This is a genomic window from Bacteroides sp. CACC 737, assembly GCF_013874375.1.
Lineage (GTDB): Bacteria > Bacteroidota > Bacteroidia > Bacteroidales > Bacteroidaceae > Bacteroides > Bacteroides uniformis.
Map to the genome: position 1 here is coordinate 2972413 of NZ_CP059408.1, position 12213 is coordinate 2984625.

Consider the following 12213-nt stretch of genomic DNA (forward strand, 5'->3'; position numbering starts at 1 on the left):
TAAAGTAACTCTCAACTTTCAATTCTCAACTCTCAACAGTATGATTAAGCCTCTTCTTCCTTCATGAAAGCAGCAGCCTTAGCGGCATTGATTGCTTCCTCGTCGGACTTGTCGAGTCTTGCTTTTGTAGCTTTCTTCTTGCCTTTGTTGGCAGGAGCTTCACCGGCAGCTTCCATGTCTACCTTTTCGGCCTTACGTTCTTCCAGACCTTCCTGCATAGCAGCACAGCAGGCATCAAGAATAACTTCTACTGACTTAGTAGCGTCATCATTTGCCGGGATTACGAAATCGATATTCGTAGGATCAGAGTTTGTATCAACGATACCGAATACTGGAATACCCAAACGGTTAGCTTCACGAACTGCGATATTTTCCTTCATTACGTCGATAACGAACAGAGCAGACGGCAGACGAGTCAGGTCAGCAATAGAGCCCAAAGTCTTGTCCAACTTTGCACGTTGACGTGAAATCTGAAGAATTTCTCTCTTGGAGAGGTTTGAATAGGTACCGTCGCTTGTCAGCTTGTCGATGGTAGCCATCTTCTTGACAGCCTTACGGATAGTCGGGAAGTTAGTCAACATACCACCCGGCCAACGCTCGATTACATAAGGCATATTTACAGATGCAGCCTTATCGGCAACCACCTGCTTAGCTTGTTTTTTAGTAGCAACAAACAGGACTTTCTTTCCTGATTTAGCGATTTGCTTCAAAGCTTCAGCAGCTTCGTCAATTTTAGCAACCGTCTTGTTGAGGTCAATGATATGAATACCATTGCGCTCCATGAAGATGTAAGGAGCCATTGCGGGGTTCCACTTTCTTTTCAAGTGACCGAAGTGGCAACCGGCTTCCAATAATGTATCAAAATTTGTTCTAGACATTTTCTTTTAAATTAATCGTTTACTTTCTTTTTTGTTTCTTCTAAACCAACCGCCGGGTAGTCTGAATCTGAAGAGTCCCGGTAGTTTAGATACTAAACGCTTTTTCAGTTGAGAGTTGAGAGGTGAAAGTCGAGAATTAAGCAACTTGTCCGCCCCAACCGTTCTCCAACTCTTAACGTTTACTGAACTGGAATCTACGACGTGCTTTCGGTTGTCCCGGTTTCTTACGTTCAACAGAACGAGGATCACGAGTCATGAAGCCTTCAGAACGGAGAGCAGCCTTGTCCTCAGCATTGATTTTCACCAGTGCGCGGGCAATTGCCAAACGCAAAGCCTGAGACTGTCCAGTGAAACCACCACCGCAGAGGTTCACTTTGATATCGTACTTTTCAGCAACACCCAGCTTGTTCAACGGCTGTTTAACTACATACTGAAGAATGCTTGATGGAAAGTACTCTGCGAGGTCTCTCTTATTAATAGTAATCTTTCCGGTACCTTCGCTTACGAAAATACGTGCAATTGCACTTTTACGTCTGCCTAATGCATTTACTACTTCCATTATCTCTTATTTAAGTATGTTAATATCAATCATTTTCGGGTTCTGAGCATCGTGTTTGTGCTCGCTACCGGCATATACATACATATTGCCCAGCAATTTTGCGCCCAACTTGTTCTTAGGCAACATACCCTTTACTACTTTTCTCAGTAACTTGTCATCACCGTTCGGTTTTGCCTGCAAACGGGCAGGAGTGATTTCTCTCTGGCCGCCGGGATAACCTGTATATGACAGATATACCTTGTCATTCCACTTGTTACCGGTTAATTTTACTTTGTCGGCGTTGATAATGATTACATTATCGCCACAATCTACGTGAGGGGTAAAGTTAGGTTTATACTTTCCTCTCAACAGTTTCGCAACTTTTGCGCCCAGACGGCCCAATACCTGGTCTGTAGCGTCAACAATGACCCATTCTTTAGTCACTGTAGCTTTGTTTGCAGAAATGGTCTTGTAACTTAAAGTATCCACTCTTAATTGTTTTTTAAAATGTTACTACTAAAATGTTTTTCTTCACCGCAAGCCAGTCATCCCGGACAATGGAAGATTAACTCGCTATGAATTAAATGCTTATCCTTTCGAGATAATAATCGGCTTGCAAAGGTACGGTTTTTCTTAGAACTGGCAAAAGTTTTCCACTTTTTTTTAGAGAGCCACTTGGCTGATATACAACAGACAAAGTTATCCTGCGGAGAAAGGGAAGAATCTCCGCAGAACAACTCTTTATGATGCGGCCTTCATCGGTCGATGCCGTCATAGAAGGCTTTCAAAGCTGCATGAGAAAGAAACGGGAAAGAGAAAGAAATATCAACGGACAAGGTCTTCGGGGAATTTTGCAGGCATGCCCACCCGCTTCCATGTTTCATGGAACCATGTATTCAGTTCATTACCATTCAAGTCCTTAGCTATAAAATACTTCAGGTACATTACCCCGTCGTCCCCTATTTCAAACTCCAGTATATTGTCTTTATGGTCCAACATGGGCAAATGGATGTTTTTCTCAATGCTTTCCTTATAGGAATTATCCGTCAGCTGCTGATAAGTCCCATATCCAGTGATGATGGCATCTTTGCCTGGAATAATTGTAAAATTGACAATACGGCCGTCATCACTCAGCACTTTAAAGGTGTTACTCGGTTTCAATATCCCGGGAACATCCGGGATTTCAGACACATAATGACATAACTGCCAAATTCCTGCCAGTTCCGCAGGCCTAAACTCTGCGCTCTCCTGCGCATTGGCTCCCGCTACCGCAAGCAGCACCGCTGCCAGCATGGTAAAGAAATAGTTCCGTTTCATATTCGTATGATGTTGGTTAACGTTATGTCGTTCCGTTAGACACAAATATAAAGATTTATTTTGAGATTATAACATTTTTAGATATAAAAAAACCGCACAAACAACAGAATGTTTGTGCGGATGATTTTATCCAGTTTGTATATTCCAAAACCTAGAACTCGGCGTTACGCGGCGTACGTGGGAACGGTATAACATCACGAATATTCGTCATGCCCGTCACGAACAGCAACAAACGCTCAAAGCCCAAACCAAATCCGGAGTGGGGACATGTACCGAACTTGCGGGTATCGAGATACCACCACATATCCTTCATCGGAATGTGAAGTTCGTCAATACGCGTCATCAGCTTGTTGTAATCCGATTCACGTTCGGAACCGCCAATGATTTCCCCAATCTTCGGGAAGAGCACATCCATGGCACGCACGGTCTTGCCGTCTTCGTTCTGCTTCATATAGAACGCTTTGATTTCCTTCGGATAGTCAGTCAGGATAACCGGACGCTTGAAGTGGTCTTCCACCAGATAGCGCTCGTGTTCGGAAGCCAAGTCAACTCCCCAGTACACCGGGAATTCAAACTTATGTCCTTTGGCAACAGCCTCTTCCAGTATCTTGATACCTTCCGTATAGGGCAGGCGCACGAAGTTTTCTTTCAAGACACCTTGCAGACGTTCAATCAATCCCTTATCAAACATGTCATTGAGGAACTTCACATCGTCGGCACAGTTGTCCAAAGCCCACTGCACACAATACTTGATGAAGTCTTCCGCCAGGTCCATATTGTCCGCAATATCATTGAACGCCACTTCCGGCTCAATCATCCAGAACTCTGCCAAGTGGCGGGGAGTATTGGAATTCTCGGCACGGAACGTAGGACCGAATGTATAGATGGCTCCCAATGCAGTAGCGGCAAGTTCGCCTTCCAACTGTCCGGAAACCGTCAGGCTGGCCTGCTTTCCAAAGAAGTCATCATCGTAAATAATGGAACCATTCTCGTCCTTCTTCAAGTCATACAGATTCTTTGTAGTTACCTGGAACATCTGGCCTGCGCCTTCGCAGTCGGAAGCCGTGATGATCGGAGTATGAAAATAGAAGAACCCTCTGTCATGAAAGAACTTGTGGATGGCAATCGCCATATTATGACGAATACGGAACACAGCCCCGAACGTATTGGTACGGGGACGCAGATGGGCTATCTCACGGAGGAACTCCATGGAATGACCTTTCTTCTGCAACGGATACGTGTTATCGCAAGTTCCCAGCACTTCGATTTCGCGGGCCTGCACTTCGGCCTTCTGACCGGAACCGACAGATTCTGTCAGCACACCGTTTACGCTCAAACAAGCACCGGTAGTAATCTCTTTCAGCATCTCCTCATCGAAGTTACCCAAGTCTACTACAATCTGCACATTATTTATTGTAGAACCGTCATTCAGCGCGATAAAGTTTACTTGCTTACTACCTCTGCGGGTACGAACCCAGCCCTTCACGTTGACCATAGCGCCAAAATCTTCACGCTTCAGCAGGTCAACAATCTTTGTTCTACTAATCTTTTCCATAAAACAGTTATTATACCTTATTATATATTACTCAAAAGAACCCATGCGCAGGAAGTTCACCTCTTGTTCCGTGAGGTAACGCCATTCGCCGCGGCGCAGGCCTTTCTTGGTTAAACCGGCAAAATACACACGGTCCAGTTTCATCACCTTGTATCCCAGCGATTCGAAGATACGACGCACGATACGATTCTTGCCGGAGTGGATTTCAATACCGACATCATCTTTCTTGAAGTCATCCGTATAGCTGATGGCATCTGCATGGATTTCCCCATCATCCAGTTGAATGCCGGCTGCAATCTGCTCCATATCGGCTTTTGTCAGGTTCTTGTCCAAATGCACATGATATATCTTCTTCTTCAGATACTTGGGATGCGTCAGCTTGGAAGCCAGGTCACCATCATTTGTCAGCAGCAACACACCTGTAGTATTACGGTCCAGACGACCTACCGGATAAATGCGTTCGTTGCAAGCGCCTTTCACCAAATCCATCACCGTGCGACGTGCTTGGGGGTCATCCGAAGTAGTCACAGTATCCTTCGGCTTGTTCAGCAGGACGTAAATCTTACGTTCTATGCTGACCGTCTGGTCGTGGAACTTCACTTCATCACCGCGTTTAATCTTGGTTCCCAATTCCGTCACGACCTCTCCGTTTACAGAAACAACTCCGGCAGTGATGAATTCATCAGCCTCGCGACGGGAACAAACACCGGCATTGGCCAGAAATTTGTTCAGACGGATAGGCTCGTTCGGGTCCACAAACTGCTCCTTATACTCTATCTGTTTCTTCTTGCTGTACTTAGCATTGGGGTCATAATCGGCCGAACGACGGACAGGACGACTATAGCTATCTCTGTTACCATATCCGCCAGGCCTTCCACCACCCGAATTGAAGCGTGGACGATAAGGACGATCACCACCCTCATTATTGTAGCGAGGACGCTGCAGACGGTCGCCATCTTCACTGTTATAGCGCGGACGATAGGGACGGTCTGTATTATAAGAACGGTCGCTGTTGTAGGAGCGGTCGCCGTTATAAGGACGTTGCGGACGGTCACCACCCTCATTGCCATAACGCGGGCGCTGCGGACGGTCACTATTATAAGGGCGTTGCGGACGGTCGCCACCTTCGCTGTTATAGCGCGGACGGTAAGGACGGTCACCCGAATTGTTTCCATAAGGGCGTTGCGGACGGTCGCCGCCTTCGCTGTTATAGCGCGGACGATAGGGACGGTCGCCATTATCGTTATTGTAACGAGGACGCTGCGGACGGTCACCATTGTCCGCACCAGGATTAAAGCGCGGGCGATAAGGGCGGTCACTGTTATAAGGACGCTGCGGGCGGTCCCCGTTTTCACTGTTAAATCTGGGGCGATAAGGACGGTCGCCATTATCACGGTTGTAAGACGGACGGCTGTAGCCACCTTCCTTGTTAAATTGGTTACCATCGCGGCCGGCACCTGAGTTCTCCTCTGCGGAAGAAGCATCACGCCAAGTTTCGTTTTCTGTACTCATTGTTTTTTATTCGAATAAAATTAAACCTTGGCCTCACGGCCATTCATTGTCTCTATTATACCTTGAATTTTATATGTTTCTATAACAATTGCCGGAGTAAAAAGTTGAAATTCCTCCGGTACACTTCTGTGGTTGCTTAAATTCCCGTATAAGTATGGGGGGTAATCACCCGCAATTCTTTCTTTATCTCTTCACTTACATTCAGTCCCTCTATAAATTCCTTGATAGACGCTTCCGTAATGGCCTGATTGGTACGGGTCAACGCTTTCAACGCTTCATAAGGATGCGGATAGGCCTCGCGGCGCAGAATGGTCTGGATAGCCTCGGCCACCACGCTCCAGCAATTGTCCAGGTCACGGTAGATGGCCGGTTCGTTCAACAGCAACTTACGCAAACCCTTCAAAGAACTTTGTATGGCAATAATGATATGCCCGAACGGCATACCCACATTGCGGAGCACGGTAGAGTCCGTCAAGTCACGCTGCAAACGGGAAACCGGCAGTTTTACCGCCAAGTGCTCAAGAATAGCATTCGCCATGCCCAGGTTTCCTTCCGCATTTTCAAAGTCAATCGGGTTCACCTTGTGCGGCATCGCGCTGGAGCCCACCTCACCGGCTTTAATCTTCTGCTTGAAATATTCCATAGAGATATATTGCCAGAAGTCACGGTTCATATCAATCATCACCGTATTGATGCGCTTCATGGCATCAAAGATGGCAGACAGATTATCGTAATTGGATATCTGGGTAGTATACTCCTCGCGTTCCAAGCCAAGCTTTTCGGAAACGAACTTATTGCCGAATGCCTTCCAGTCATATTCCGGATAAGCCACATGATGGGCATTGTAATTACCCGTAGCGCCACCGAACTTTGCTGTCACCGGACAAGCCTTCAGCGTTGCCAACTGGCGTTCCAGACGGTAGACAAACACCATTACCTCCTTGCCCAAACGGGTAGGCGAAGCCGGTTGTCCGTGTGTCTTGGCAAGCATGGGGATAGCGGCCCACTCTTCCGCATAAGCACGGAGCTGCGCTATCAGTTCCTCTATTTGAGGATAGTACACCTGCTCCAACGCCTCCTTTACAGACAAAGGAACAGACGTATTGTTGATATCTTGTGAAGTCAGGCCAAAATGGATGAACTCCTTATAGTCGTCCATACCACCCAACTTGTCAAACTCTTCTTTCAAGAAATACTCCACAGCCTTCACATCATGGTTCGTCACGCTCTCAATATCCTTGATGCGTTGCGCGTCGGCTTCGGAGAAGTTACGGTAAATGTTTCTCAAGGTTTCGAAAACGCCCTTATCCACCCCTTTCAGTTGCGGCAAAGGCAGCTCACACAGCGTGATAAAGTATTCTATTTCAACTTGTACACGGTATTTAATCAGTGCAAATTCTGAAAAATAGGCAGCCAAAACATCCGTTTTGCCTCTGTATCGACCGTCAATCGGAGAGATTGCGGTAAGTAAATCAAGTTTCATACGTCGTATTTATGATGATAATTATCGGACTGCAAAATTACTGCTTTTTTCTGAGTAACAAGACATAAAGGATAAAGATTTTAAGAAAAGGAAGTTAACGGATAAAAAAATGGCCTTACAATCACTTGCAAGACCACCTTCGAATGAAAATTTCCAGTGGGCGTTGACGGATTCGAACCGCCGACCCTCTGCTTGTAAGGCAGATGCTCTGAACCAGCTGAGCTAAACGCCCTTTTGATGAACGAAAGTGCTTGGATTTTGTGTGGGCGTTGACGGATTCGAACCGCCGACCCTCTGCTTGTAAGGCAGATGCTCTGAACCAGCTGAGCTAAACGCCCGTACACTTCCGTTTCAAAAGCGATGCAAAGGTACAGCTTATTTTGACATTACCAAAACTTTTGCATAATATTTTTCGATATTTTTTTAGTCATTTAGCGACACGCTCTGTTTCTCAAGCATTTAGTACGTTCACTTTTTTGCCTCATTTTTCCGGATAACCTTTGCCGGATTGCCAACGGCTATGCTATCGGATGGAATATCTTTCGTCACCACACTACCCGCACCGATGATACAACGGTCGCCGATGGTGACGCCTGGACACAAAATGGCACCGCCGCCAATCCAGCAATCCTCTCCTATCGTCACCGGATAGGCATATTCCTTTTCCGTACGACGCTCGATATAATCCATCGGATGATGGGGAGTGTATATCTGTACGCATGGACCGACCAACGTATGGGCACCAATCGTGATATATCCCCCGTCCAGGAAAGTGCAATTGGCATTGACAAAGACATGTTCACCCAGCCGGATACCATCCCCATGGTCGCAATGGAACGGTGGACAGATGACGGACGTGGCGGGAATGCCCGGTACCAGCTCCTCCAGCAAGCTCCGGTAATCCTCATCGTAAGTACTCATCACACGCATTTTTGCCAGCAAGCGCTTGGCATGCTTGAACTTCACCTGTATCTCCGGAACGGACATATCCGCCAACTGGGAGCTACGCATTTTTTCCACTTCATTCATATTATTTCTTCTTTTGATTCATACAGAGACTCAGTCCCGAACAAAAATACGGAAATAAACGCAGTATACCAAAAGAGCGGAAAACCTTTCGGCTTTCCGCTCCTGCAATCGTTTATAGAGCAAACAATTTATTTGTACTCCTGCCAGCTCTTAATCTGGATATCTTCCAGCTTCATTTCGCAGAATGCCTCGATAAAGGCACTTGCCAGGCGGGCATTGGTAATCAACGGAATGTTGTGGTCGATGGCACCGCGACGAATCTTGTAGCCATTGGTCAGCTCGCGTTTCGTATGGTTCTTCGGAATGTTGACAATCAGGTCGAAGGCATGGTCGGCAATCATCGTCATCACGTTGTTTTCCGCATCCGGGCGTTCATCCGGCCAGTAAACGGCTTCCGTCGTCACGCCATGGGCGTTGAGGAAAGCGGCTGTACCTGCCGTAGCATAAATCTTATAGCCTTTGGCAAAGAGCATGCGGCTGGCATCCAGCAAATCCACCTTGGACTTCATGGCTCCGGAGGAGAACATCACGCCCTTCTCGGGACGGGGGATTCTGAATCCGGTAGCAATCATGGCATTCAGCAATGCTTCGGAGAAGTCGTCGCCAATACAGCCTACCTCGCCCGTAGACGACATGTCCACACCCAATACCGGGTCTGCCTTGTGCAGACGGGAGAAGGAGAACTGGCTTGCCTTCACACCGATACGGTCGATGTCGAATGCCGACTTGTCCGGTTGTGTATAGGGAGCGTCCAGCATGATGCGGGTAGCAGTCTCGATGAAGTTACGCTTCAGCACCTTGGATACGAACGGGAAGCTGCGCGATGCACGGAGGTTACACTCGATAACCTTCACCTCGTTGTTGCGTGCCAGGAACTGAATATTGAAAGGACCGGAAATATTGAGTTCCTTCGCAATCTGGCGGCTGATTTTCTTGATGCGGCGTGCCGTTGCAAAGTAAATCTTCTGTGCCGGGAATACCAGCGTAGCGTCACCGGAGTGTACACCGGCAAACTCTACGTGCTCGGAGATGGCGTATTCCACCACTTCACCGTTTTGGGCAACAGCGTCGAACTCAATCTCCTTAGTGTTCTGCAAGAACTGGGATACCACCACCGGATATTCCTTAGATACCTCAGCAGCCATCTTCAAGAAGTTTTCCAGTTCTTCTTCATCGTAGCATACGTTCATCGCAGCACCGGAGAGTACGTAAGACGGACGCACCAGTACCGGATAGCCCACCTTCTCTACAAAGCCTTTCACATCTTCCAGGCTGGTGAGTTCCTGCCAAGCCGGTTGGTCGATGCCCAGCTGGTCGAGCATGGCAGAGAACTTGTTACGGTTTTCGGCACGGTCGATGGAGATGGGGGAAGTACCCAACACGGGAACTGACTGGCGGTGAAGCTTCATAGCCAGGTTGTTAGGAATCTGTCCACCCACGGACACGATGACACCGCGCGGCTGCTCCAGGTCGATAACGTCGAGCACACGTTCAAAGGAGAGCTCGTCGAAGTAGAGACGGTCGCACATGTCGTAGTCCGTAGAAACGGTTTCGGGGTTATAGTTAATCATGATGGACTTGTAGCCCAGCTTGCGGGCAGTCTGGATGGCATTCACCGAACACCAGTCGAACTCTACAGACGAACCGATGCGGTAAGCGCCCGAACCAAGCACAACCACTGATTTTTCATTCTTATAATAGTTCACATCATAACCCTGAACGGCATACGTCATGTAGAGGTAGTTCGTCAGTTCCGGATGTTCGGAAGCCACCGTATTGATGCGCTTCACGGCGGGCAGGATGCCCAGCTCCTTACGACGGGCGCGTACGGCAAGGTTTTCCTTCTCCATATTGCCTTGCGGATTCAGCACGAAGCGGGCAATCTGGAAGTCGGAGAAGCCAAGCACTTTGGCTTCGCGCAGCACGTCGGCGGGGATGTCTTCCACCTTATTATACTGGGAAAGTTTCTGCTTGTAGTCTACGATGTTCTTCAGCTTGCCCAAGAACCAGGGGTCAATCTTGGTCAGCTCAAAGATGCGGTCGATGGCATATCCCTTTTCCAGAGCCTCGGCAATGGCAAAGACGCGCAGGTCTGTGGGATGTGACAGTTCGTAATCCAAGTCATCGAACTCCACTCCCTCATTGCCCACAAATCCGTGCATTCCCTGACCAATCATACGCAAGCCCTTCTGGATAATTTCTTCAAAGGAACGTCCGATAGACATGATTTCGCCTACCGACTTCATGCTGGAGCCGATTTCGCGGCTGACACCTACGAACTTCGTCAAGTCCCAACGCGGAATCTTGCAAATCAGGTAGTCAAGCTGCGGAGCTGCGTATGCCGAGTTGGGAGTTCCCATTTCGCCGATTTGGTCGAGCGTATAGCCCAACGCAATCTTGGCAGCCACAAATGCCAGCGGATAACCGGTAGCTTTGGAAGCCAATGCGGAAGAACGGGACAGACGGGCGTTCACCTCGATGACACGATAGTCGTTTGTCTCGGCATTGAAGGCATACTGGATGTTACATTCGCCCACGATGCCCAGGTGGCGGATACATTTGGTGGAGAGCTCCTGCAACATTTTCACCTGCTCGTCGGTCAATGAGCAAGTGGGAGCCACTACGATGGACTCACCCGTATGAATACCCAGCGGGTCGAAGTTTTCCATGCTTGCCACCGTGAAGCAGTGGTCGTTGGCATCGCGGATTACCTCGAATTCAATTTCCTTCCAACCCTTCAGAGACTCTTCTACCAGAATCTGCTTGGAGAAAGTGAAAGAGCTTTCGGCCAATTTAATGAAGGCTTCCTCGTCCGGACAAATACCGCTTCCCAGTCCGCCCAGAGCATAAGCCGAGCGCACCATCACGGGGTAGCCAATCTCGCGGGCTGCCTTCAGTGCGTCCTCCATGCTCTCCACAGCGTGGCTCTTCGGAGTCTTCATCGGAATCTCGTCCAGCTTCTTCACAAAGAGGTCACGGTCTTCGGTGTACATAATCGCCTCAACGGAAGTACCCAGCACGCGCACGCCATATTTCTGAAGAATTCCGTTCTGATAGAGTTCCGTACCGCAGTTCAGCGCCGTCTGTCCGCCGAATGCCAGCAAAATGCCGTCGGGACGTTCTTTCTTGATGATTTCTTCCACAAAATAGGGAGTCACCGGCAAGAAATAAACTTGATCGGCGATACCTTCCGATGTCTGGATAGTAGCAATGTTCGGGTTTACCAAAACAGAACCGATACCTTCTTCGCGCAACGCCTTCAGCGCCTGCGAACCGGAATAGTCAAACTCTCCGGCCTGACCAATCTTGAGCGCACCAGAACCCAAGACAAGCACTTTCTTTAAATTCTTTTCCATATTCTCTTGTTGTCTATTAAGTTACGAGTTACAAGCTACGCACTACGAGTTGCAGCTATTTCACAAAAAAAATGCGTCACCCAATAAAGGATTAACGCATTACCAAAGAACTAAAAATATCTTTCTCGAAAAAAGAGAAACTGACGGCTCCCGAATGAAATTCATTCGAACGGAGGTTATATTTGCTTCTCATTTCCTGCGATTGCATAGTCTCTTTAAAATTTGTGCAAAGTAACGACTTATTTACGAAAAGAGCAAATTGTGGCATGTTTTTTTGCATAAAAGAAACGTCATCTCCCATAATAGAAGAGCAACCGCCGCCCACAACCGAAATCTTTTTCCGTAAAATGCGATTCCATATAAAAAAGAAAGACTATATCTCAGTAAAGGCATTTGCGGATAAATATGAAGATTCTCCCCACCAAAACTTGCTTTTCTCGCCACGGAAACTTACCTTTGTGCCTATACAAAAATAGAACAAGGATTCTGTTTCTACAAACAAAGCCTTTATTCTTAAAAATAAAATTTCTATTCCTTGGAATAAA

9 protein-coding genes and 2 tRNA genes are annotated in these 12213 nt (G+C 47.6%); all 11 read right to left on the bottom strand.

Features of this window, described 5'->3' with window-relative positions:
- Positions 1-44 precede the first annotated feature (44 nt).
- Positions 45-878 carry a 30S ribosomal protein S2 gene (rpsB, locus tag H1A11_RS12770; protein WP_005829604.1) on the bottom strand — a complete coding sequence of 278 codons (834 nt, stop codon included), beginning with the start codon at positions 876-878 and terminating at the stop codon, positions 45-47.
- 172 nt (positions 879-1050) lie between these two features.
- Complete coding sequence (gene rpsI, locus H1A11_RS12775) at positions 1051-1437, bottom strand: 30S ribosomal protein S9 (protein WP_005829603.1); 387 nt, start codon at positions 1435-1437, stop codon at positions 1051-1053.
- 6 nt (positions 1438-1443) lie between these two features.
- Positions 1444-1905 carry a 50S ribosomal protein L13 gene (gene rplM / locus H1A11_RS12780; protein ID WP_117600785.1) on the bottom strand — a complete coding sequence of 154 codons (462 nt, stop codon included), beginning with the start codon at positions 1903-1905 and terminating at the stop codon, positions 1444-1446.
- A gap of 336 nt (positions 1906-2241) precedes the next feature.
- Positions 2242-2733: a DUF4488 domain-containing protein gene (locus H1A11_RS12785; RefSeq protein ID WP_035450126.1), complete on the bottom strand. Its 492-nt coding sequence runs from the start codon at positions 2731-2733 to the stop codon at positions 2242-2244.
- A gap of 151 nt (positions 2734-2884) precedes the next feature.
- Positions 2885-4288 (bottom strand): asparagine--tRNA ligase, encoded by a 1404-nt coding sequence (gene asnS / locus H1A11_RS12790; protein ID WP_174647264.1) that lies wholly within the window; start codon positions 4286-4288, stop codon positions 2885-2887.
- 27 nt (positions 4289-4315) lie between these two features.
- Entirely contained in the window at positions 4316-5800 is a 1485-nt protein-coding gene (locus H1A11_RS12795; protein WP_174647265.1) for a pseudouridine synthase, read from the bottom strand.
- A 136-nt stretch (positions 5801-5936) separates the two neighbouring features.
- The gene (gene purB / locus H1A11_RS12800; protein ID WP_005829591.1) at positions 5937-7283 is read right to left on the bottom strand and encodes an adenylosuccinate lyase; all 1347 of its coding nucleotides are present in this window, start codon (positions 7281-7283) and stop codon (positions 5937-5939) included.
- A 157-nt stretch (positions 7284-7440) separates the two neighbouring features.
- Positions 7441-7515, bottom strand: a tRNA-Val gene (locus tag H1A11_RS12805).
- Positions 7516-7546: 31 nt separating this feature from the next.
- A tRNA-Val gene (locus H1A11_RS12810) sits at positions 7547-7621 on the bottom strand.
- Between the two features lie 130 nt (positions 7622-7751).
- Entirely contained in the window at positions 7752-8312 is a 561-nt protein-coding gene (locus H1A11_RS12815; RefSeq protein ID WP_009037825.1) for a sugar O-acetyltransferase, read from the bottom strand.
- Between the two features lie 128 nt (positions 8313-8440).
- Positions 8441-11668: a carbamoyl-phosphate synthase (glutamine-hydrolyzing) large subunit gene (gene carB, locus H1A11_RS12820; RefSeq protein WP_005833447.1), complete on the bottom strand. Its 3228-nt coding sequence runs from the start codon at positions 11666-11668 to the stop codon at positions 8441-8443.
- Positions 11669-12213: the final 545 nt, after the last annotated feature.